Raw genomic sequence first — 21,477 nt, 5'->3', positions numbered from 1 at the left:
GAAGGGCCTTTCCGCTCGACTTGCATGTGTTAAGCACGCCGCCAGCGTTCGTCCTGAGCCAGGATCAAACTCTCCAACAAAAATTTGTGGAAAATCATCCCAGCAACAAAAAGTTGCCAAAGGAATCCAAGCCGATATAAAACCGGCCCTGGGTAAAAATCATTCTTGGCACTGGCTTTACAAAGCACCCTGTTGAGTTCTCAAAGAACAACCACACCCGGTCGCTTGCCCCGGGCACTCGCTAAACTTTACTCTCTCGTTCCCGCCGCGTCAATTTCGCGAAATCTCCGCGAAATTGACCAACATTCCCGTTCGAGGCCCCCGAAAATCTACACGATCATTCACCGTGACAATTTCCCGGGGTTCCGTCAGGACGGCCGCTGCGCCAGCCCGAAGGCCCCGCTTGCTCGCCCGTCTCCCTGGCGGCTCGGTAAACATTACAGGCCGCACCCCCGCCCGCCAAATCGGCCCCCCGCGACCCGGGTCACAGCGCCAAAAGGGACGAAAACCTACTGCTCATCCGATCCCGGCGATGGCTAGGGCGAGCAGTCCCTGGGTCAAACCGACCACCAACCGCTCGCCTACGAAGTGGCAGCTCAGAGCCGGATGATGGACCGGGATCGAACGCAGCGCCCGACCACTCTCCGGATCCCATAGCCGCACGGTGCGATCCTTCCCGGCCGATGCCAGGATCTGTCGCTCCGCCGCCGGTAACGCGCAGATCCCGGTCACCTCGCCGACATGCCCGCTCAGCGTCAACGCGGGGCGACCATCCTCGAGATCCCAGAGTCGGATAAGGCCGTCCGCCCCCGCGGACACTATCCGCCGCCGCCCTTCGCCACCTATCGCACACAGCGCGTTCACGGCGTCCGCGTGGCCGTGCTGAGACCAAAGCTTGCCGCCGTCGGAGTCCCACAGGCGTACGGTCCCGTTCTTGTCTGCCGACGCCAGCGCCGGCCAACCATCTCGCACCGTGACTGCCAGAGCGGTTACCCAGTCGCTATGGCCGGTCAGTCCCTCTTGGGCGGCTCTGCCGTGTGGCCGCCACAGGCGGATGGTGACGTCATCCCCGCCTGAGGCGATCATCGTGCCGCCATCGAGTGGAAGCGCCCGCACCGCGTTCACCGCCTCGAAGTGCTCGGTCATCGGCGATTCGTGTACGCCGGTTGCCACGGTCCACATTTGCACGGTGCCGTCGCCGGCGGCCGCGACCAGCAGGTCGTCAGCAACGCAGAGGTCGTTGAGCGCTCCGACGTCACCGGCGAACTCGGCGATCTCGGTCCCGTTGCCAGGCTCCCATAACCGCACGTAACCGTCGCTTCCGGTGGACGCCAGCGCGTCCCGCCCGTCAACGACGACCGTGCACAACGACGTCACGGCGCGCAATTGCCGCCCGGCGTCCACCGGGCGTGGCAGGCCACCGTCCGGATCCCACAGGCGTACGGTGCCGTCGTCGCCCGCGGTGGCGAGAACTCGGCGGTCGGCCATCGGCAGTTCGCACACGGCACGGATCCAGCTCGAGTGTCCGTACAGCGGCGGCCGCTCCCGATGGGTCGCCACGTCCCAGAGCCGGATCGCGCCGTCCTCGCCGGTGCCCACCAGGAGCCGACCACCAGGAGTGTCGAGCGTGCAGAGATCGGTCATAGGTGTGCCGGTATCGAATCGAGCCGCTTCGACACCGGCGATCGGATCCCACAGGCGAACCGTGCCGTCATAGCCCGCCGAAGCGATCAACGTGCCATGGCCGGTCGTCACGGCGTACAAGGTGGTCACCCAGCCGGTGTGGCCGGTGAGCCGGAGCAGCGGTTGCCCGGAGAGGGGGTCCCATAGCCGCACTGTGCCGTCGTAGCCGGTGGACGCCAGCAGGTGACGATCACCAACCGGGACGTGGGTCACCGCGGTCACCCAGCCGGTATGTCCGCTGAGAACGTGAAGTCGCGTGCCGGTGGACGGATCCCAGATTCGTACCGTCCGGTCGTCGCCCGCCGAGGCGAGGAGGTCGGCTTCGCCGTACGGGATCGTGCAGATGTTACGGACCCACTCATCGTGTCCGCGCAGTTCGTACACCAGCAGACCGCCGGCCGGATCCCACAACCGGATGGTGCCGTCGTGGCCGGCCGTGGCCAGTAAGGTCTCCCCGGCGGCCCGCACCGAGCAGAGCCCGCGAACGCAGTCCTCGTGGCAGTGCATTACGCGCTCGGACTGGTTGGTCAGCGGGTCCCAGAACCGCACATCACCGTCCTCGCCCGCCGAGGCCAGCAGGTTCCGGCCCTCGACCAGGACCGGGCAGACGTCGTAGACCGCCTGCACATGCCCTTCGAGCACGGTGCGTTCCTGGCGGGGCCGAGTCCGTGTCCATGCCGCGTGGTACGGAGCCCCGGCGACCGTGACGTTCGCGCGCAGACCATCCAGGTGGTCGACGACTGAGAAGAGCGCGGCCCGTTCACGCGCCGTGGCGCCTATCGCCGCCGGAGTGCGCTGCAGCAACGCGACCCGCGCCCGGCCTTCCTCGGTCGTGACCGAATCCGCATTCCGGAGGATTCGATCGAGCTCGGCGTGCAGCAGGTAGTCGTCGTCGGCGATGACGTCGTCGAGCAGCCCGGCGCGAGCCGCATGCCCGGCGAGGTAGCGCAGGAGGTAGCCGGCTGCCGCGCTCCAACCCAGGGACCGGCCGTACGCCACCCAGGCGCGCACGATGAGCAGTTCGTCCCGGGCCCGGCCCGTCATGAGTTCGTCGTTCAGTGCCTGGTGGAACAGGCGGTATCCGGTCTCGACCGTGTCCGTGTTCTCCACCAGGAAGTTCGCGCCCGACGTGCGAGCGAACCTTTCGAGTTCCTCCTCGCTCACGGTGCCGCCCAGCGCCGTCACGGCTACTTGCCAGAGGCGCAGCGGGAGGCCCGGCGGCTCGGCGTAGGAGAGTGCGGTGAGGAGAAGCCGGGCCGAGCTGCCCGCGATTCGGGGCAGCGCGTCCAGGTAGGCGTTCAACGCGGAGGCCATGTCGCCGGCGAAGGCAGTGGCGCTCGGATCGACCGCCGTGACGTCACGCAGGGCGTGCGCACGTGCCACAAGCCCGGCAACGAGGAAGTTTCCGCGCGCGAACTGCGCGATCTGCCGCGCCACCGGCCGGGCCACGCCGCCTTCCTGATAAGGGTTGCCGGTTCGCGGATCTCCGGCCAGACGCAGCGTCGCCTCGGTGTAGTCGACCAGGTCGGAGGCCGCAAAATATTGCGGGCTGTCCAGGTCGACAAGATCCGGATCGGCACCGAACTCGTCGAGGAGGCCACGCCGGGTGCCGACCACGACCTGGACGCCGGCCACCCGGGCGAGGGGTAGCAGGACATCCCGGGCCACCAGCCGCGCCTGTTCGGGCGTACTCGCCTCGTCTAGAGCGTCCACGATCAAGTTGAACCTGGCGGGCCGGTCAGCAAGACGATCGCGGAGGCTGGACACGAGGTCGACAGGTGCGGCGGGAAGGCCTACTCCGGCGGCCCTGGCAATCTCGCCGGCCACCTCCCATGCGTTCTTGCCCTTGGCGTGCACGGCGCAGGCCACCGAGCCGGGCGTGGCACGCACCGCCTGGTCATCCACGGGAAGCCGGCCACGCAGAACCGGGTCGGCGGTCGTGACGATCCGGCCGAGCACCGCGGATTTTCCGGTCCCCGGAGAGCCCGTGACGACCAGCGGCCGGCCGGACGAGACGGGGTGATCCAATGAGCCGACCAGACGGTGCAGCGCGGCACTCCTTCCGCGGAAGCGGTAGCCGTTCTCGCCGGCGGCAGCCAGCCCTCGCGCTCGCGGCAGCCAATGCCGGCCGGCCTCGTCGTCCTTGACGAGCGTCCAGCCCCACGCCGCCAATGCCGCCTCGTCCGCGTCCGCCGGCTGCCAGGCCGCGTGCGCGCTGAGTTTCAGGCCGGACAGGCGATCGTCGGCGTATCGAAACGTGAGCGCCTGCGCGTCACCCCTCCTGTCGTGCGTCTCGATGATGCCGACCACGGCCTGGTAGTCGGACGACCACACTGCGGCGCCGCTGAATCCCTTGGCGACTCCGGCTTCGGATTCGACGGTGAGATGAACCTTGCCGTGTCCCTGGTCGTCGGTGACCTTGCCGTGCGCGGACGATCCGTCGGGGTTGGCATAGCCGAACGCCCACCACGGCCGGTCGAGGAGGTCCTTGCCGGCCAGGCAACGCAACGTGGCGGGGGTGACCACGGCCGGCACCGGTTCGACCAGCTCGAGCAGGGCGAGGTCGATGTTCTCGTCCGGGATCCCGTTGAGCAGGCATTGACGGACCCTCCGCCGATCCCGGTAGGCGACGTCGGCCTTCGGGAAGGACACCCACAAGTCGCGTGGGACCTCGTCGGGGCAGGCGACGTGAGCGCACGTCAGCACCAGGTTGGTGTCGATGACGATGCCGGAGCCGATAGGTGTGCCGGACCGCTCGCCGTCGAAAATCGCGACGGCCCAGGTGTCCGAGGGCGGCCGGAGCACCGCGTGCCTCAAGCGCCTGCCGTGGGATGCCACGTTAGGGTCACTTCGAAGTTCCCCTCGGTGGCAGCCCTGGCGACCAGCCAGTTGGCGGTACCGGTGACCTTGACGCCGAACTTGACCTCGACGCCGTCCGGTGACAGCGCCCGCGCCTGATCGAGGATCTCCCGAGCGGCCTCGATCGCCGGCGCTGCCGCGTCCCGGACCTTGCCGAGCACACTGCCGGAACCGGCCGGGACGAACCCGTCCATCGGGTCGATCTCGAACTGAGCGACAGTGGTTCCATCCACGTCGTAGGACACGATCTCGGGCGACACGACCACTCCCCCATCGCTCTCACACCGAGCGACATGCTCCCTGGCGGCTTACGTAAATGGCAAGGACGGGGATTTCCACCTTCCTCGTACGGATGTTTGAGGCAATCGCATGAGCAGGTACATAAAAGATCAACTCTAATTCGTCCTGTCGGATATCGGCAGCCGCCGTAGACGACCTTGCGACGCCGGGGCCCAGGTCGGCAGAATCGGCGCGTAATCGGCACCCTGCCGTCGAATCCGAGATCAACGGCGCCCGCTGGCGCCCCGAGGAGCGCCCGGAAATGCCGGATAAAGAACTTACGTCGGTGCAGCGGTACGTCCTCCTCACCCTGATGATCAAAGCCGCTCCACTCGAGAATCCCATGGTCAGCAACAGCCTTAAAGCGGACAAGCGCGTCCAGCTAGAGCAATGGGGATACATCGAGGTGAATCGCGAGAAGCGCCCCTTCCTCCTCGAGCTGACCCAGAAGGGTCACGACCGGGCGATCGCGGAACTCGAGGGAGAACGGCCCGAGCGATCCGGCACGATCGGGCTGGCCCTCTATTCGGCATTGGAATTTCTGCGAAATCTCATGTCCAGAACCGGGACGAACGCGGAGGACCTTTTCCGGTTCCGGCTGAGCGGCCCGGTCCAGGCGATCGCCGAGCCCGACGCGGAAATCGAGGAGCGGATACGTAAGGCGTACTCCGCCGTGTCGGCGCGCCCCGGCGACTACGTGATGCTCGATGAGCTACGTAACGCTCTGCCCGACGTCGGCCGCAAGGACCTCGACGCCGCGCTGATCAAGCTCAACCTGGCCCGCGACGTCAGCTTGGTTCCCGAGTCCAATCAGAAGGTTCTGACCGACGGCCAGCGCACCGCCGCGGTGAGCATCGGCAACCAGTTCAAGCACCTCATCGCCATCGGCGTCTGACGGAGGCTGGCGCGATGGACGAAACGCAACGGCGTGCCCTGACGGCCCTCCGGCTGAGCTGGGCGCCGACTCCCGACGACGTCTGGCGCACCTCGTCCTACCACGTTGACGGCCTGCACCGGCACATTCTCGACCTCGTGATGGAGGGCGTCGACGACGCGGCACGTAATCTCGAAAGCCCGATGGGTATTGCTCTGCAAGGTCAACGCGGGACCGGCAAGACTCATCTGCTGGGCATCGTGCGGGAACGGGTCCAACTCACCGGCGGGTACTTCTTCCTGGTCGAGATCCTCGAGGCCAAAGCATTCTGGCGCAGCACCTCCATCGCGCTGCTCGACGGGTTCGCGCGCACTCGTCCCGATGGAGACACGCAGCTCGTTTTCTTCTTCAAGCAACTCGCCGATCTCCTCGAGGCGCCGAGACCGGTGCGTCGTGCGCTCATCGGCGAATACGACCTGACGCGGCCTGCACTGGACGCCTTCATCGACCTGCTCCGCAAACACGACCGGCGCATCGGCATGGAATGTCAGGACACCGCGCGAGCGCTCGCTCTGCAGATGTCGGATTCGTTGTCCGCCCAGGACATCGGGTACGGCTTCCTCTGCTCGAACGACGAGGAACAGCAGGGTGACCGCACCACGTGGGGCATGCGCCGCGGCAAGCGGTCCGCTCAGGAGATCGTCCGGGACATCTCACGGCTGCTCGCCCTCACCGGACCGACGATCATCGCGGTTGATCAGATCGACGTGCTCATCGCCCAGTCGGTGAAGTCCACCGCCGGCAACGACCGCACGAACTGGCAGACCTCGCTGTTGCTCGAACAGATAGCCGGCGGCCTCATGTCGCTGCGGGAGAGCACCCGGCGCACGCTTTCGGTGGTGGCGTGTCTCCCGAAGACTTGGCGCGACATCAAGGATCAGGTCACCGATACGGTCCAGGACCGCTTCCGGGAAGCCGTCCAGCTCAAGGAGATCCCGTCCCGAGACATCGGGGAGGCGCTCGTGGCGCGGCGATTCGCGACGCGGTTCGCCGAGATCCCCTTCGACCCGCCCTACCCCACCTGGCCGGTACGTCCCGCCGCCTTCGATGAAGTCGTCCAGTTCACGCCGCGCGAGCTCCTGCGAACCGTCGACCGGCACGTACGCGCATGCGTGGCCGACGACGACGTCCGAGATCTCGAGCATCTCCTCTACGCCCTCCCGGAATCGCCGCCCGCGCTACCCGCGGACACCACGGCTCCGGCAGAGTTCGCTGGGTTCGACGCTCGCTACGACGAGCTGCGGAAGCAGGCCGATCCCGCGACGGCCTTGGCTCAGGACACGGAGGACTCGGTCGTGCCGGGCCTGCTGCGGGCCGGCCTGACGGCTTGGATCGCGGAGCAGGGCGCAGCCGGGGAAATGTACGGGGTCGACCCGCAGTCCGGTGGCAAGCCGGCGCTACACGCGCGGCTTCGCCGGACCATCGACACCAACGACGAGGACGAAGAACACTGGTCGTTCCGGGCGGTCGCGGCCAAGCATCACATCTCAGCTCTGAACCGCATCAGGAACGCCACAACCGCGGCCGGGCTCACCGAGGGGGTGCCGAAGCGGCGACTGTTCCTGCTGCGTACCCCACCCTGGTCGCCAGGCACCCGGACGCAAGAGGTGATCAAGACGTTCCGCCAGGCCGGCGGGCAGACACTCGCGCTGCCGGAAGACGACGTAGTCCGGCTGACGGCGTTGCACGAGCTGATCGCCGAGTACGGCGAGGACGCCCTGCGTCCCTGGTTCGCGCGACGCAGACCGACCGTGGAGATCACCGTCCTGCGGGACACGTTGAGCGATCGTCGCGCCGAGGTCGCCGCAAGCACCGTCGACGACGAGGTCATCGCCATCGGCGCACCCGTGGACAGCGACGGGCGGGTCACCGTGGGACTGGAGGCTCTGCGCCGGCACACCGCGATCTTCGCCGGGTCCGGCTCAGGCAAAACGGTTCTGATCCGCCGACTCGTCGAGGAGTGCGCTCTGCACGGCGTGTCCGCCATCGTGCTGGACCCCAACAACGACCTGGCCCGCCTGGGCGACCCCCATCCCACGCCACCGGCCTCCTGGTGGCCCGGCGACGCCGAGCGCGCCGCTGACTACCTCGCGAATACCGACGTCATCATATGGACGCCGCGACGTCGCGGCGGCCGTCCGCTGAGTTTCCGGCCATTGCCCGACTTCGCCGAGATCGTGGACGATCCTGATGCGTTCGAGGCAGGCATCGAGGTGGCGGTAGCCGCCCTCGCACCCCATGCACGTGCGGACGCAAACACCGACAAGGCGCGGCTCAGCCAGTCAGTTCTCCGTCAGGCCCTGATCCACTACGCACGGCGGGGCGGCGGTGACCTCGCGGGTCTGGTCGCCTTGCTCGGCGAACTACCGGAGGGTGTCAGTGACCTGGACGAAGATGGCATAAAGCTGGCCGCGAAGATGTCTCAGCTCCTCAAGGCGGCAATCATCAACGATCCGCTCTTCGGTGGTGAGGGAGCGCTGTCCGATCCGGGTGAGCTGCTCACTCCCCCGCCGGGCAAGCGAGCTCGAATCTCGGTGATCAGCTTCGTCGGTCTCCCGGACGACAAACAACGGCAGACCTTCGTCAATCAGCTACAAGTCGCCCTGTTCGCCTGGATCAAGCACAACCCGGCCAACGACCGGCCGCTCGGCGGTCTCTTCGTAATGGATGAGGCGCAGACGCTCGCCCCGTCCGGCGGCATGACGCCCTGCACGCACAGCACATTGATGCTGGCCTCGCAGGCACGTAAATACGGCCTGGGACTGGTCTTCGCCACCCAGGCCCCGAAGGCTCTGCACAATCGGATTCCGGGCAACGCCGCCACGCAGTTGTTCGGCCTGCTGACCAGCATGACCCAGATAGACGCCGCCCAGGAGATCGCCCGGGTGAAAGGCAGTCCCATCCCGGACGTGGGCCGCCTCGATCGCGGCGAGTTCTATGCCGCGATCGAGGGTGCGGGTTTCGTCAAGATGCGAGCGCCGTTCTGCCTGAGTAACCACCCGCCGAGTCCGCTGACCGGCGACGAGGTCATTCAGCGCGCCGCGGCCCGCTAGCGGGTGACCTCTACGCCGGCGAAGGTGCGCTTGCCGCGCCGCAGGACCAGGAAGCGGCCGTGCAACAGCGCCGACGCCGGGGGCACGGCCTCGCCGTCGGTGATGCGCTCGTTGTTCAGGTACGCGCCGCCCTCGCTGATCGTGCGCCGGGCCTCGTTGGCGCTCGCCACCAGGCCGGCGTCCTTCAGCAACGCGCCCAACGGCGGCATCTCGCCCGCCACCGCGTGCAGGCCCGCCTCGGACAACGCCGCCAGCAGCGTGCCCTCGGAGAGGTCGGACAGCGAACCCCGGCCGAACAGCGCCTGGGACGCCGCCACCGCCTGGGACGCCTCCTCCTCGCCGTGGACCAGGGCGGTCAGCTCGTACGCCAAGGCGCGCTGGGCCAACCGCGCCTGCGGCCGCTCGGCGGTGTCCTTCTCCAGGGCCTCCAGCTCCTCGCGGGGCTTGAAGCTGAAGTACCGCAGGTAGTTGTTCACGTCGCGGTCGTCCGCGTTGATCCAGAACTGGTAGAAGGCGTACGGGGAGGTCATCGCCGGGTCGAGCCAGGTCGCGCCGCCCTCGCTCTTGCCGAACTTGGTGCCGTCCGCCTTCAGGACCAGGGGCGTGGTGAAGCCGTGCACGGGACCGGCGCCGCGACGGCGTACGAAATCGACGCCTGCCGTGATGTTTCCCCACTGGTCGGAGCCGCCGAATTGGAGCGCGCAGTCGTGGCGTACGTGCAATTGGTAGAAATCGTTGGCCTGCAGGAGCTGGTAGCTGAACTCGGTGAAGCTGATGCCGCTTTCCAGGCGGTTGCGCACGACGTCGCGGGCCAGCATCTTGTTGACCGGGAAATGCTTGCCGACGTCGCGCAGGAATTCGATGACCGAGGTCGGGCCGGTCCAGTCCAGGTTGTTGACCATCGTGGCCGCGTTGTCGCCCTCGTAGGTGACGAACGGTGACAGCTGCGCCCGGATGCGAGCCACCCAGCTCTCCACCACCTCGGGCGGGTTCAGGGTGCGCTCGCTGGACTCGCGCGGGTCGCCGATCTGGCCGGTGGCGCCGCCGACCAGCAGCAACGGGCGGTGGCCGGCGAGCTGGAGCCGGCGGGCGGTCATGACCTGCATGAGGTGACCGACGTGCAGCGAGGCAGCGGTGGGGTCGAAACCCACATAGAACGTCATCGCCGGGCCGTCCAGAGCGGCGCGCAACGACGACGCGTCGGTCGAATCCTGGATCAATCCACGCCACGTCAGGTCGTCTGTGAAAGTCACCGGGCAATTGTCCCGCACAAGGTATGTGCGGAGTCCACCGGGTTTAGCGATGCTGTACCCATGAGCCGCCTGGGTAGTGCCACCTCACCGATCGACATCTCGAAGAAGAAGGCCGTCGCCCGGCTGGCGGAGGCGCAGCAGCGTCTGCTCCGGCTGCGTCTGATTCTGGGCGGCCAGATCGGGGGTAAGAAGATCGGCCCGCCACTGTGTTGCGTCTTCGAGGGCTGGGACGCCTCCGGCAAGGGCGGGGCGATCAAACGCCTGGTCGCACCCCTGGACCCCCGGCACGTACGCGTGTCGCAGTTCGCCGCCCCGACCTATGACGAGAAACGGCACCATTTCCTGTGGCGTTTCTGGCCGAAGCTGCCCGGCTGGGGTGGTATGTCGGTGTTCGACCGCTCCTGGTACGGGCGTGTGCTGGTCGAACGGGTCGAGGGCTTCGCCACGAAGGAGCAGTGGCAACGGGCGTACGAGGAAATCGTGGAATTTGAACGCACGCTGTCGGCCGAGGGCATGATCATCGTCAAGTTCTGGATGCACGTGTCGCCGGAGGAGCAGCTGCGCCGGTTCGAGGACCGGGCGAACGACCCGCTGCGCACCTGGAAGCTGACCGACGAGGACTGGCGCAACCGGGAGAAGCGCGACAAATACGAGAAGGCGATCGGGGACATGCTCGAACGCTGCGATCCGGAGTTCGCGCCGTGGCACGTCATCCCCGGCGACAACAAGCATTACGCTCGTTTCGCCGTCGTCGAGGCGGTGTGCGACGCGGTCGAGGCCGAGCTCAAGAAGCTCGGCCACGACTTCTGACTAGAGCGCGGGTTTGTAGTCCGGCAGGCCGAGCGCCTCGCGGATGGCCTGCTGGACGTCGTCGACCGGTGGACGGGCGTCGATGTCGTGCACGAACTCCTTGCGCCCGAAGAGCTCGAGCACCGGCCGCGTCTTCTCGTTGTAGTCGCGCAGCCGGGCGTTCAGCGCCTCGGGCGTGTCGTCCTCGCGGCGCACCAGCTCGTGCCCGCAGATGTCGCAGCGGCCCTCCACCTCGGGACGGTCCGCGATGAGGTTGTAGTCCATGCCGCAGTTGGGGCAGAGCCGGCGGCTGAGCACCCGGCGGCGGACCTCGTCGTCGGAGAGCCCGAGGTGGATGACGCCGTCGATGTCGTAGCTCTCCATGAAGAACTCGGCCTGGCGCCCGTTGCGGGGGAAGCCGTCGATGACGAAGCCGAAGTTCCAGTCGTGCTCGTCGAGCCGGCGTCGCACCACCTGCTCGACCATGTCGTCGCCGACCAGCTCCCCCTCGCTCATCACGCGGCGGACCTGCGCGCCCATCTTGGTGTGTTGCTGGACGTTCCAGCGGAAGATGTCCCCGACGGCGATGTGGACGAGATCGAGGTCCCGGCACAGGATCTCGCTCTGGGTGCCCTTGCCGCTGCCCTGCACTCCCATGATCACGTACTTGCGCATGTGAGCCCTCTCAGTCGGCCGCGCCGATGCGCAGCGGGCCGGGCGCCGGACGCCCGGTCAGGGTGGTGGGATCGATGCTCCACGCCGCGGCCACCGAAAGCACGTCCTTCTCGCCGACCAGAACGGTGGTTTCCTCGTCGAACGTGCCCGGCAGGCCCGCCTCGCGTTCGGCCGGGTCGGGTTCGCCGTGCCACGAGGTGACCTCGCCGGTCTGCCCGACGTAGCCGAAGGTGCGGACCAGCTCGCCGGAGACGGCCCGCTGCCAGCGGTGCAGCTCGGTGACCCGGTGGGTGGCGAAGAACTGGACCTCGGTGCCGAGCGTGGCGGACAGGCCGATCACGTCGATGCCGGGGGTCAGCAGCCGCCGGCCGGTGGCCAGCACCCACTGCGTGTCGCGGGCACCGGGCAGCGGCGGCGTCACCGCGACCCGGTCGTCGGTCAGGTGTGCCAGATCTATGCCGTCGCGCCACGGCACCTCGCCGAGGTCGCGCAGGCCGAGGGCCGCGATCACGGCGCCCGGAACGCCTGCCGCGACGGCAAGCCAGGCCTGCTTGCCGCCGAAACCGACCATTACGTCCTTGTACATAGGCTCAACGCTAGCTTGACGGATTCACCGCCAGCCGTAGTTGTCCCGCAGTGTCATCGCGACGCGGTCGAAGCGCTTGCGGTCCAGGATGGCGCCCTCGCGGCGGATGCCGTCGTGGTCGACCTCGATCACCCGGTCCAGCCTTACCCAGCTCGGACGGTTCTCCCGATCCCAGGACCCCGGGCCCAGCCCCAGCCAATTCAGCTGGCCGTCGCGCTCGCTCTGCGAGGAGAGCATCAATCCCAGCACCGTACGCCCGGAGCGACCCACCACCAGCACCGGCCGGTCCTTGCCCTGGCTCGCGTCCTCCTCGTACGGAACCCAGGTCCACACGATCTCGCCCGGGTCGGCATCGCCGTCGAGGTTGGGCGAATACTCCAGGTGGCGCGGGCCGCGCCGGCGGGGCGGCGGCACCGGCCGCTGCAACGGTCGCGCGACGCGCGGGCCGGGCGGTCCGGACCGGACCCGGCGCATGAGGGTGTTGAGGATCGTCTTTGCCACGGCCTGACTCTAAGGGGCCGGTCAGTTGACGAAGTCCTGGGTCATCCACGTCACACCCTTGCCGTCGCGCACGATGCTCAGGCCGATCCGCTTGAAGCCCGTGTTCAGCAGGTTCTTGCGGTGGCCGTCGTTCGGCGGCTTCTCGGCGAGCATGCTGTCGGTGAGCCCGTTCGCGGCCTTGACGATGTCGGCGGTGCTCGATCCGCTAGAGCCGAAGCCGATGTTCTCGCCCGCGGACGACCACTTGACGCCCTCGGCGCTGAACCGGTCGCCCAGGTCCGCCTCGCCGGAGCACTGGTGGGACAGGCCGCAACCGCCGATCATCAGCTGGTTGTGCTTGGCGGACGCCTGGGAGAGCTGACTGTCCAGCGTGAGGGCGCCGAGGCCCTCGTCGGCGCGGGCCGCGTTGATGTGGGCCAGCACCTGGTCGACGACGGATCCGCTGGTCACCGGCGCCTTCTTGCGCTCGGTCGTGGTCTTGGTCGCCTTCGGGGTGGGCTTGGTCGTCTTCTTCTTCGGCGTCGTGCTCTGCTTCGGCGTCGGTGTCGTCTTCGCGGGCGGCGGCGTCGCGGCCACGTCGACGGTCGCCTCTTGCGTGGGCGGCGGCACCGCGACCAGCGGTTCGGTGGCCGCGGCGGGAACCGTTTCCTTCGCGTCGGCGTGGTTGTTCAGACCGACGACGGTGAAGCCGGAGCCGATCACCACCGCGGTGGCTCCCGCCACCATCGTGTACCGGAATCGGGCGGCAGACATCGACACGGGAAAGGTCACTTTCAGCAGACGCGTGGACAGCGCGTCCCACTATGCGGCGCCGACCGGCACCTATCCCGGTTGCTAATGATCGCTTAAGGTTCGGCACACCGAGATCTAAAAGACGATGATCCTCTTAGGATGTTGCGATGACCGACCGCTTCGACACGGGTGTCGCCCACCCGGCCCGCCGGTACAACTATTGGCTGGGCGGCAAGGACAACTTCGCCGCCGACCGGGAGTCCGGTGACCTGCTCGCGAAGTCGTACCCGGCGGCACGCATCGCGGCCCGCGCCAACCGGGCCTTCCTCGGCCGGGCCGTGCGCTACGTGGCCGCCGACGCCGGCATCCGGCAGTTCCTCGACGTCGGCACCGGGCTGCCGACCGCGAACAACACGCACCAGGTCGCGCAGCTTGTCGCGCCGGACGCGCGGATCGTCTACGTGGACAACGACCCGATGGTGATGGCGCACGCGCGGGCCCTGCTCACGAGCACGCCGGAGGGTGAGACCCGGTACATCGAGGACGATCTGCGTAACCCGGACAAGATTCTCGGCGAGGCGGCCGAGGTGCTGGACTTGTCCCGGCCGGTCGGGCTGATCCTGGTCGCGGTCGTGCACTTCCTGGCCGACCACGCGGAGGCGAACCGGGTCGTCGGCACCCTGCTGGACGCCCTGGCGCCGGGCAGCCATCTGGTGATGTCGTACGCGACGACCGACTTCCTGACCCCGGAGCTGAAGGCCAACTGGGACGAGTCGCTACGCACCGGCCGCTCGGACGTGCACCCGCGGAGCCGGGCCGAGTTCGACGAGTTCCTCACCGGTCTCGAGGTGATCGAGCCGGGTGTGGTGCCGGTCGGCGACTGGCGGCCGGACCCGGACGGCGACGAACACCCCAGCCCGGTCGAGGCGTCGATCTTTGGCGTGGTGGCTCGCAAGGTGATTCGCTAGCCCGATGACGTACGCCTGGCTCGACCTGCCCGCCGAAGCCGTGGACCAGGCCGCGCGGGCGTTGCTCGGCTGGCGGCTCACGGCCAACGGGGTGACCGTGCGGGTGAGCGAGGTGGAGGCGTACAGCGGCCTGGGTGAGGATCCGGCCAGTCACGCCCATCGTGGGGTGACCGGCCGCAACGCGGTGATGTTCGGGCCGGCCGGACGGCTGTACGTGTACCAGATCTACGGGATGCACTTCTGCGCGAACATCGTCTGCGGCGAGGAGGGCCGGGCGGCGGCCGTGCTGCTGCGCGCCGGGGAGGTCGTCGACGGGCTTCCGCTGGCCCGCGCGCGTCGCCCGGCCGCGCGCCACGACCGTGATCTGGCCGCCGGGCCGGCCAAGTTGATGCAGGTCCTGGCCGTGGACCGCAGTGGCAACGACACATCGGTGATCGACGGGACCGGTCCGGTGACGGTGTCGCCCCCGGTCTCGCCGCCGGGGCCGATCTCGGCCGGGCCGCGGGTGGGCGTGACCTCGGCGCTCGACGTGCCGTGGCGGTTCTGGCTCACCGGGGACAAAACGGTCAGCGGGTACCGGCGGCATACCGGGAAAACCGCCGCGAAGCCTCGCCCCGGCCGCTAGCGTCCGAGGCGATGATCTCGCAACGGTGGATGGTCGTGTGCGGGGCACTGTGCTCCGCAGGGATGCTGTGGTCGGCCGCGCTGATCACGGGGCTGACCATGGGCGTACGGCTGGCGCCGGCCCCGATCGCGGTGGGGCTCGCCGCCGCCCTCACCGTTCCCGGGGTGATCGCCGGGGTGATCGGGAACCGCTGGTACTACCGGACGACGCGGCCGCGCAGCCCCTGGAGCCTGACCTCGTGGGTGCCGCCGCACGTGCCGCACTGGGCGAGCATGCTGGCCGGCGTCCTGTTCTTCGGCTTCTGGCTGGCCGTGGTGGTGGCGTTCGCGGGGCTGGACGGGGACACGTCGCTGCGGGACGGGCAGTACGTGCTGACCGAGAACGGGCGTACGACGGTGGTGACCGCGGCGGATTACGCCCGGCAGGTGGATCTTGAGCAGCAGATCTCGCTGGGGGTGCTGGGTGCGTTGGCGGTCGGCGGCGCGTTCATGACCGGGGCCGTGCTGACGCACCACGCGGCGCCGCAGCCGACGACGACGCAATCGGCGGGGTCGCCGCTCGCCTAAGGTGTCGGTCATGGCGGTCGACTACGGCGCTCTGCTGGTCTCGCAACTGTCCTTCTATTGGGATGTGCATCTGTGGCCGCGCCTGGCCGGGCTCACCGACGAGGAGTATTTCTGGGAGCCGGCCGTGGGGTGCTGGTCGCTGCGGCCCGATGGGGACGGTGGCTGGACGCTCGACGGGTACGGGGTGCGGCCGCCTTCACCGCCGCCGGTGACCACGCTGGCCTGGCGGATCGTGCACGTGGCGACGGCGATGAGTACGCGGACCAGTACGTTCTTCGGGTCTTTTGACGACAATTCCGACATGTACGATATAAGGCATTGGCCGCCGGAGTTGCCGGGGTCGGCAGCTGCCGGGCTGCGGTTCCTCTCGGACGAATACCGCAAATGGCACGACGCCATCGCGGAGCTGGACGCGGAGGCGCTGGAACGGCCGCTGGGTGCACGGGGGTCCTCCTTCGCCAAGGACCCGATGGCGGCGCTGATCGTGCACATCAACCGCGAGGTCATGCATCACGGCGGCGAGATCTGCCTGCTGCGGGATCTCTACCGGGCCGGGGTGCGTTGACTCAGACGGTCTCCAGCGGGGCGCCCTCGTCTTCGTCGTCGGCGGCGATGGAGAGGCTCAGGTCCCGCCACCGGGCATCACTCTCGGCCTGCGCCGCGGCCACCGCCGCCGCGTACCGCACGGCGTCGGTGCCGAGCAGCAGCCGCAACGGCGGCTCCGGCATGCCCGCCACCTGCAGGATCGCCTGGGCTGCCTTGGCCGGGTCGCCCGGCTCGCGGCCGTGGTACTCCCCGAGCAGTGTCGCGTTCATCCCGGCTGTCGCCGCGTACTCGGGACGGATGTAGCCCACGCGGCGCGAGACTCCGTTGTAGTCGGTGCGCAGGCCACCGGGCTCGACGACGGTGACCTTGATGCCGAGCGGCGCCACCTCGTTCGCGAGAGCGCCGGACAATCCCTCGACGGCCCATTTCACGGCCTGATGGACGCCGAATCCGGGAGCGCCGGTCCGCCCGCCGATCGACGCGATCTGAATGAACCGGCCGGAACCTTGGCGGCGGAAAATCGGCACCGCCGCACGCGTGACGCTGAGCGTGCCGTACAGATGGGTGGCGACCTGGCTGTGGAAATCGTCGTCGGTCACGTCCTCGATCGGCGCGATGCTGCCGTAGCCGGCATTGTTCACGACGACGTCGAGGTGCCCGAAACGCGTCAGCGTCGCAGCCAGGGGGCCGGCGGCGGCGCCCGGTACGGAAACGTCGAGCTGAGCGGTCGCCAGGCGCGCCCCGAACCGCGCCTGAAGATCGCTGAGCCGTTCCGGCTGCCGAGCCGTCGCCATGACGAAGTCGCCGGCGGACAACGCGGCCCGGGTGATCTCCCGGCCCAGGCCCCGGGACGCGCCGGTGACGAACCAAACCCGTTCCATGTCTTTCTCCTTTGTTCGGACTGACCAGTCAGTCATAACACCGGAGAAAGGTCTTTAAGGAAGCATTGCTGTCGATATCCCATGGATAACCGGGGTTCGGCGAGAATTCACGTCTCCTATCTCACATCGCGCGGTGGCTAAACTTTGCGGATGGCCCGCAGTGTCGAACAGACCAAGGAACGCATCGTCGACGCCGCGACCGTCGAATTCTCCGAGCACGGCATCGCCGGGGCGCGGGTGGACCGCATCGTCGCCCGGGCCGGCTGCGGCAAGGGTCTCGTCTACAACTACTTCGGCAACAAGGAGCAGCTGTTCGACGTGGTCTACGACCGCCTGGTGACGCAGGCCGTGGAAGCCGTCGAGTTCACCGCGGATGATCTTCCCGGCTATGCGGTGGGGCTGCACGAATACAACCGGCGCCATCCCCTGGTGAGCCGCTTGACGACGTGGTTCCAGCTGGAACGAGCCTCGCGGACGGCGCCGGCGGTGAGCGAGTCGGTCCGGCACAAGTCCACCGCGGTGGCGGCCGCGCAGGCCGACGGGAAGATCGATCCGGCGATACCGGCCGCGACGCTGATGGACATGATCGTGGCGATCGCCATGCTCGGTGACCCCGATCCGGACAGCGTGCGCCTCGCGGTCGGAAAGCTCGTGGCGGTCACGCCTTGACAGACGTACACTAGTCGCATGTAGGCTAGTCCCGCATAAACCGGCGACCCCGTCCGGGGTCTTTCACCCGCTGCCGGTTCTTGGAATGCGGGCTTATGTAGAACATGAGGTTCTACACTACTTTCATGGAGCGTATCGGCGTGCGCGAGCTGAACCAGAACACCAGCCAGGTGCTGGCGCGGGTCAGCGCCGGCGAGACCATCGAGATCACCGATCGGGGGCGCCCGATCGCCCGGCTCGTCCCGGTCGGCGACGACCGATCGGCGTTGTCCGCGCTGGTGGCGACGGGGCGGGCGGTCGCTCCCACGAGCACCGGGCCGATCCCCTTCCCGCCGGCACTCGGCGACGACGGCATCGACGTGTCCGCCACCCTCGCCGAGATGCGCGAGGAGGAGCGCTGGTGATCTATCTCGATTCCGCCGCCGTGGTCAAGCTGGTTCGCAAGGAGGTGCACAGCGACGACCTGGTGGCCTGGCTCAACCTGCACAAGGACGTGCCGCTCGTGTCGTCCGCGCTGGTCGAGGTCGAGGTCCCGCGGGCGTTGCGGCGGGCCGCCCCGCAGGCGTTGATCGGCGTGCCGACCGCGGTGGGCCGGCTCTTCCGCCTGGAGATCGACAGCACCGTCCGCGCGACGGCGGCCGCGTTCGCCGAGCCGACGTTGCGCAGCCTGGACGCGATCCACCTGGCCACGGCCCAGATCCTGACGAACGAGTCCGGGACGGCGCTGATCGCGTTCGTTTCGTACGACCGGCGGTTGCTCGACTCGGCTAGGGCGGCCGGTCTTCCTACGGCCAGCCCGGGGCAGGAGTAGGGCCTGTCGCGCCGGCTCGGGCGATCAGGATTGTGGTCGTTGTCCGGTGCTGCTGTGGTGCCGGGTTGCGGTGGGTCGCAGGTCGGCACGCGGCACAGGTTGGCGTCGATCGTGCGGTCGGCGTAGGTCGCCCGGTCGGCGTGGGTCGCCCAGTCACTGCACGACACCCGGCCAGCGCACGACACCCGATCACCGCACGACACCCGGTCGGCCCAGCACACCCGGTCGGCGTGGGTCGCCCAGTCACTGCACGACACCCGGCCAGCGCACGACACCCGATCACCGCACGACACCCGATCACCGCACGACACCCGGTCGGCCCAGCACACCGGGTCGGCGCAGTGGCCGGAACCGCCGTGCATCGCTTGTCTCCGCCCGGGACATATCCGAAATTTGCGATAAGCGGCGCAGTCGGCTGGCCCGTCGGGCTGCTGGGCTCGGCGGATGGCCTCGGCGATTCCAGAACGTGGGACCGGCGACCGCCTACTGAGACCTCCGACCACACCCTGGACGCGGCGTCCACGATGCGGAATTCCCGTCCATTATGGATGAACATATTGGTAGGAGATGCGGCTTTCGCCCGGCGGATTTTGCCGGTCGGACGCGAACCTTGGAGAGTTATGGCTCGTATGTGGGCGCAACTCTCCAAGGTTCACAAAAGTCCACGATGTGGCCGCAGCATCCACATGGTGGACTTCCGACCGCGAGGGGATCGGCGCGCGACCACGGCGATCAGCGCGGTTGCGGCGGTCCCGGCTGCGCATCAGGCCCGAAGCGAACCGGTATGCGCCAGTTCAACCGAACCATTCCTGGTTGTGCGGCAAGTCGACGGAACCGGCCCCGGCCGCACGCCAAGCCAACCAAACCAGCACCAGCCGCACGCCAAGCCAACCAAACCAGCACCAGCCGCACGCCAAGCCAACCAAACCAGCACCAGCCGCACGCCAAGCCAACCGAACCAGCACCAGCCGCACGCCAAGCCAACCGAACCAGGGCCGGCCGCAGACCAAGCTGACCGAACCAGCGCCGGCCGCACGGTAAGTCGGCAGGGCGGTCCAAGTTGCACATGAGGTCGGGTCGGCGGGGCGGGGGCGCGGCTCAACCGCGGCTCGCCGTGTCGCGACCCGTGCGGTGAGCCGAGGCGGTCGTCGCCGTCGCGAGGGTGTTGAAGCGGGTGGTCAGGAGAGCTCCGGGATCACGTGGCGGTCGCGCAGCGTGGCGAAGAGGTCTAAGAAGGAGCGGGTCGAGTCCTGGAAGTCGAGGAAGCCCAGCGCGCGGCTCTTCGACATGTCGGCGAACGCCTCGATCGGGCGGCCCAGGTCGGCATCGGTGTGCCACCACGAGGCGAGGTCGGTGGCGCGGTACGGGGTCAGGGCGTACTTGTCGGTCAGCATCGCCCAGGTCTCGTCGGCGTGGGCGAGCCGGGCGTCGAGCGGGTCGGCGTGACCCGAATAGGGTGCGGCGTCGGCCCCCAGCGCCTCGGCCAGCCGCGGCCACATCTGCCGCCAGCGGAACACGTCGCCGTTGGTGGTGTTGAAGGCCTGGTTCGCGGCGGCCGGCTCGGTGGCCGACCAGACCGCGTGCCGGCCCAGCAGGCGGGCGTCGGTGATGTCGACGATCCCGTTCCACTGCTGGGGGCTGCCCGGGAAGACGAACGCCTCGCCGCCCGCCCGGCAGATGCTGCCGTACACCGCGAGGGTGACGCCCATGTTCATCGCGTTGCCGAGCGCGTAGCCGATCATCGTGTGCGGGCGGTGCACCGACCAGGTGAAGCCCTGCTCCGCGGCCGCCCGGAACAGGATGTCCTCCTGCTCGTAGTAGAAGTTCTGAAACGGCAGGCGGTCCTGGCTTTCCCGGAAAGGCGTGTCGGCCGGTGCTTCCGCGTACGCCTCGAAGGGGCCCAGGTAGTGCTTGAGGCCGGTGATGAGCACGGCGTGACGCAGTGACGCGGTGTGCGCCAGCGCCCGTAGCGTGTTGTCGAGCATCGCGCCGTTGACCGCGCAGTTCGCCGCCTCGGTCGGCTGACGCGACCACGTGCTGAAGAACAGGTGGGTGATGCCGAGCCCGGCCGTCGCCGCCTCGACCGACGACTGGTCGAGGACGTCGGCGTAGACGTGCTCGACGCCGGGGATCTCGTAACGAGGCGTGCGGGACAGCCCGACGACTCGCCACCCGCCGGCGATCAGCGCTTCCGCGGTGTTGTAACCGGCGATCCCGGTGACGCCCACGACCAGTGCGGTGCGGTCCATGGTGCTTGATGATGACGTGTGACTGGACGCGCCGTCAACTGATGCTTTACGGTTCATCGGGCACGGCGTCGCACAACGCGAACGAGGGGATCACGTGACCGAGCTCAGTCCGTCCGCCACCAAGCCGCTGGTCACCCTGGGCATCCGCCTGAAGCGGGTCCGGGAGCGTTCCGGCCGGTCGCTGCGCGAGGTGGCGCGCGAGCTGGGGGTGTCCGCGTCGTTTCTCTCCCAGATGGAGCGGGGCAAGTCGCAGCCCTCGGTGGCGACGCTGTATTCGCTGTCCCAGCTTCTCAACGTGTCGATCGACGAGCTGTTCGCCGAGGACGACGGCGACGTGCCGGCGGTGCCCGCGCCGAAACCGGCGGCACCCGCGGCGGTGGTCAATCGGTCCCAGCTCGGCTCGCTGGCCGACGCCTGGCCGCACGCTCAGCAGCCGCCCACACTGTCGGTGACCCGGCCGGGCAAGCGCCACGTGCTCGAGATGGACAGCGGCGTGATCTGGGAGCGGCTGGTCGACAACACCGGGACGGGTCTCGACTTCATCGAGATCATCTATCCCCCGCACTCGAGTTCGACGAACGACCAGCGGATGCTTCAGCACTCCGGGTTCGAGTTCGGCTGGCTGATCGAGGGCGAGCTCGAGGTGACGGTCGGGTTCGAGGTGCTGACTCTGCGGGCCGGTGAGGCGATCGGGTTCGACTCGGCCGTGCCGCATCTGCTCGCAAACCGCACCGACACCGCGGTCCGCGGCATCTGGTGCGTCCGGCACGGCTACTGAGGAGAAGTAACGGTTGACATCGTCGTGATCGGGCGTTCAG

20 protein-coding genes and 1 rRNA gene are annotated in these 21,477 nt (G+C 68.3%); 11 read left to right on the top strand and 10 right to left on the bottom strand.

From position 1 onward, the window contains the following. The 3 genes from HH310_RS35435 to HH310_RS35425 all read right to left on the bottom strand — a co-directional run. Positions 1–80 (bottom strand): 16S ribosomal RNA (locus tag HH310_RS35435); the annotation flags it as partial. 436 nt (positions 81–516) lie between these two features. After that, positions 517–4,488, bottom strand: coding sequence for a trypsin-like peptidase domain-containing protein (locus HH310_RS35430; RefSeq protein WP_169180100.1), 3,972 nt, complete (start codon positions 4,486–4,488; stop codon positions 517–519). An 8-nt stretch (positions 4,489–4,496) separates the two neighbouring features. Beyond that, a complete protein-coding gene (locus HH310_RS35425; protein WP_211193008.1) occupies positions 4,497–4,802 on the bottom strand; it encodes a CU044_2847 family protein in 306 nt (101 codons plus the stop codon). A 281-nt stretch (positions 4,803–5,083) separates the two neighbouring features. On the opposite strand from HH310_RS35425, the gene HH310_RS35420 reads away from it, so the two are divergent. Further along, complete coding sequence (locus HH310_RS35420; protein ID WP_169180099.1) at positions 5,084–5,716, top strand: hypothetical protein; 633 nt, start codon at positions 5,084–5,086, stop codon at positions 5,714–5,716. Positions 5,717–5,730: 14 nt separating this feature from the next. Then, positions 5,731–8,808 carry an ATP-binding protein gene (locus tag HH310_RS35415; RefSeq protein ID WP_169180098.1) on the top strand — a complete coding sequence of 1,026 codons (3,078 nt, stop codon included), beginning with the start codon at positions 5,731–5,733 and terminating at the stop codon, positions 8,806–8,808. Here the strand turns inward: HH310_RS35415 and tyrS are convergent. Next, complete coding sequence (tyrS, locus tag HH310_RS35410; protein ID WP_169180097.1) at positions 8,805–10,061, bottom strand: tyrosine--tRNA ligase; 1,257 nt, start codon at positions 10,059–10,061, stop codon at positions 8,805–8,807. The two genes, HH310_RS35415 and tyrS, sit on opposite strands and share 4 nt — an antisense overlap. 60 nt (positions 10,062–10,121) lie before the next feature. On the opposite strand from tyrS, the gene HH310_RS35405 reads away from it, so the two are divergent. Then, on the top strand, positions 10,122–10,871 hold the full coding sequence (locus HH310_RS35405; protein ID WP_169180096.1) for a polyphosphate kinase 2 family protein: 750 nt from the start codon (positions 10,122–10,124) through the stop codon (positions 10,869–10,871). On the opposite strand, the gene HH310_RS35400 is transcribed toward HH310_RS35405, so the two are convergent. The 4 genes from HH310_RS35400 to HH310_RS35385 are packed head-to-tail and all read right to left on the bottom strand — an operon-like array spanning position 10,872 to position 13,365. Continuing rightward, positions 10,872–11,525, bottom strand: a complete 654-nt coding sequence (locus HH310_RS35400; RefSeq protein WP_169180095.1) for a nucleoside monophosphate kinase — start codon at positions 11,523–11,525, stop codon at positions 10,872–10,874. 10 nt (positions 11,526–11,535) lie between these two features. Then, positions 11,536–12,111: a hypothetical protein gene (locus HH310_RS35395; protein ID WP_169180094.1), complete on the bottom strand. Its 576-nt coding sequence runs from the start codon at positions 12,109–12,111 to the stop codon at positions 11,536–11,538. Between the two features lie 24 nt (positions 12,112–12,135). Further along, complete coding sequence (locus HH310_RS35390; protein WP_169180109.1) at positions 12,136–12,585, bottom strand: type II toxin-antitoxin system PemK/MazF family toxin; 450 nt, start codon at positions 12,583–12,585, stop codon at positions 12,136–12,138. Between the two features lie 48 nt (positions 12,586–12,633). Beyond that, positions 12,634–13,365 carry a CAP domain-containing protein gene (locus tag HH310_RS35385; protein WP_211193027.1) on the bottom strand — a complete coding sequence of 244 codons (732 nt, stop codon included), beginning with the start codon at positions 13,363–13,365 and terminating at the stop codon, positions 12,634–12,636. 146 nt (positions 13,366–13,511) lie between these two features. Between HH310_RS35385 and HH310_RS35380 the strand changes: the two genes are divergently transcribed. From HH310_RS35380 to HH310_RS35365, 4 genes are read left to right on the top strand one after another with little or no spacing between them, the layout of a single operon-like run. Beyond that, positions 13,512–14,312: an SAM-dependent methyltransferase gene (locus tag HH310_RS35380; protein WP_169180092.1), complete on the top strand. Its 801-nt coding sequence runs from the start codon at positions 13,512–13,514 to the stop codon at positions 14,310–14,312. Between the two features lie 4 nt (positions 14,313–14,316). Next, complete coding sequence (locus HH310_RS35375; protein WP_169180091.1) at positions 14,317–14,937, top strand: DNA-3-methyladenine glycosylase; 621 nt, start codon at positions 14,317–14,319, stop codon at positions 14,935–14,937. A gap of 11 nt (positions 14,938–14,948) precedes the next feature. Further along, entirely contained in the window at positions 14,949–15,503 is a 555-nt protein-coding gene (locus HH310_RS35370; RefSeq protein ID WP_248294733.1) for a hypothetical protein, read from the top strand. 10 nt (positions 15,504–15,513) lie between these two features. Next, positions 15,514–16,068 carry a DinB family protein gene (locus HH310_RS35365; protein ID WP_169180090.1) on the top strand — a complete coding sequence of 185 codons (555 nt, stop codon included), beginning with the start codon at positions 15,514–15,516 and terminating at the stop codon, positions 16,066–16,068. A gap of 1 nt (position 16,069) precedes the next feature. Here HH310_RS35365 and HH310_RS35360 read toward each other — a convergent pair whose 3' ends face one another. Next, positions 16,070–16,930 carry an SDR family NAD(P)-dependent oxidoreductase gene (locus HH310_RS35360; protein ID WP_169180089.1) on the bottom strand — a complete coding sequence of 287 codons (861 nt, stop codon included), beginning with the start codon at positions 16,928–16,930 and terminating at the stop codon, positions 16,070–16,072. A gap of 150 nt (positions 16,931–17,080) precedes the next feature. Here HH310_RS35360 and HH310_RS35355 point away from each other — a divergent pair, with 150 nt between their 5' ends. From HH310_RS35355 to HH310_RS35345, 3 genes are all read left to right on the top strand, one after another. Then, positions 17,081–17,599 (top strand): TetR family transcriptional regulator, encoded by a 519-nt coding sequence (locus HH310_RS35355; protein WP_169180088.1) that lies wholly within the window; start codon positions 17,081–17,083, stop codon positions 17,597–17,599. A gap of 125 nt (positions 17,600–17,724) precedes the next feature. Further along, the gene (locus HH310_RS35350) at positions 17,725–18,003 is read left to right on the top strand and encodes a type II toxin-antitoxin system Phd/YefM family antitoxin (RefSeq protein ID WP_169180087.1); all 279 of its coding nucleotides are present in this window, start codon (positions 17,725–17,727) and stop codon (positions 18,001–18,003) included. Beyond that, complete coding sequence (locus tag HH310_RS35345) at positions 18,000–18,410, top strand: type II toxin-antitoxin system VapC family toxin (RefSeq protein WP_169180086.1); 411 nt, start codon at positions 18,000–18,002, stop codon at positions 18,408–18,410. The genes HH310_RS35350 and HH310_RS35345 overlap by 4 nt, the downstream gene beginning before the upstream one ends. A 1,178-nt stretch (positions 18,411–19,588) precedes the next feature. On the opposite strand, the gene HH310_RS35340 is transcribed toward HH310_RS35345, so the two are convergent. Beyond that, the gene (locus HH310_RS35340; RefSeq protein WP_169180085.1) at positions 19,589–20,659 is read right to left on the bottom strand and encodes an SDR family oxidoreductase; all 1,071 of its coding nucleotides are present in this window, start codon (positions 20,657–20,659) and stop codon (positions 19,589–19,591) included. A gap of 94 nt (positions 20,660–20,753) precedes the next feature. On the opposite strand from HH310_RS35340, the gene HH310_RS35335 reads away from it, so the two are divergent. Next, a complete protein-coding gene (locus HH310_RS35335) occupies positions 20,754–21,437 on the top strand; it encodes a helix-turn-helix domain-containing protein (RefSeq protein ID WP_169180084.1) in 684 nt (227 codons plus the stop codon). Positions 21,438–21,477 lie beyond the last annotated feature (40 nt).

Source organism: Actinoplanes sp. TBRC 11911 (genome assembly GCF_012933445.1).
GTDB lineage: Bacteria > Actinomycetota > Actinomycetes > Mycobacteriales > Micromonosporaceae > Actinoplanes.
Note: the sequence above shows the minus strand (reverse complement) of the source record. Positions and strands in the feature narration are given on the sequence as shown.

What these genes read in the sequence shown, in the direction of transcription:
- HH310_RS35405 (WP_169180096.1), top strand. Translation starts at nt 10,122, where the DNA reads ATGAGCCGCCTGGGTAGTGCCACCTCACCGATCGACATCTCGAAGAAG.
- HH310_RS35380 (WP_169180092.1), top strand. Translation starts at nt 13,512, where the DNA reads ATGACCGACCGCTTCGACACGGGTGTCGCCCACCCGGCCCGCCGGTAC.
- HH310_RS35415 (WP_169180098.1), top strand. Translation starts at nt 5,731, where the DNA reads ATGGACGAAACGCAACGGCGTGCCCTGACGGCCCTCCGGCTGAGCTGG.
- HH310_RS35375 (WP_169180091.1), top strand. Translation starts at nt 14,317, where the DNA reads ATGACGTACGCCTGGCTCGACCTGCCCGCCGAAGCCGTGGACCAGGCC.
- HH310_RS35400 (WP_169180095.1), bottom strand. Translation starts at nt 11,525, where the DNA reads ATGCGCAAGTACGTGATCATGGGAGTGCAGGGCAGCGGCAAGGGCACC.
- HH310_RS35420 (WP_169180099.1), top strand. Translation starts at nt 5,084, where the DNA reads ATGCCGGATAAAGAACTTACGTCGGTGCAGCGGTACGTCCTCCTCACC.
- HH310_RS35370 (WP_248294733.1), top strand. Translation starts at nt 14,949, where the DNA reads ATGATCTCGCAACGGTGGATGGTCGTGTGCGGGGCACTGTGCTCCGCA.
- HH310_RS35360 (WP_169180089.1), bottom strand. Translation starts at nt 16,930, where the DNA reads ATGGAACGGGTTTGGTTCGTCACCGGCGCGTCCCGGGGCCTGGGCCGG.
- HH310_RS35355 (WP_169180088.1), top strand. Translation starts at nt 17,081, where the DNA reads ATGGCCCGCAGTGTCGAACAGACCAAGGAACGCATCGTCGACGCCGCG.
- HH310_RS35385 (WP_211193027.1), bottom strand. Translation starts at nt 13,365, where the DNA reads ATGTCTGCCGCCCGATTCCGGTACACGATGGTGGCGGGAGCCACCGCG.
- HH310_RS35395 (WP_169180094.1), bottom strand. Translation starts at nt 12,111, where the DNA reads ATGTACAAGGACGTAATGGTCGGTTTCGGCGGCAAGCAGGCCTGGCTT.
- HH310_RS35350 (WP_169180087.1), top strand. Translation starts at nt 17,725, where the DNA reads ATGGAGCGTATCGGCGTGCGCGAGCTGAACCAGAACACCAGCCAGGTG.
- HH310_RS35340 (WP_169180085.1), bottom strand. Translation starts at nt 20,659, where the DNA reads ATGGACCGCACCGCACTGGTCGTGGGCGTCACCGGGATCGCCGGTTAC.
- HH310_RS35365 (WP_169180090.1), top strand. Translation starts at nt 15,514, where the DNA reads ATGGCGGTCGACTACGGCGCTCTGCTGGTCTCGCAACTGTCCTTCTAT.
- HH310_RS35390 (WP_169180109.1), bottom strand. Translation starts at nt 12,585, where the DNA reads ATGCGCCGGGTCCGGTCCGGACCGCCCGGCCCGCGCGTCGCGCGACCG.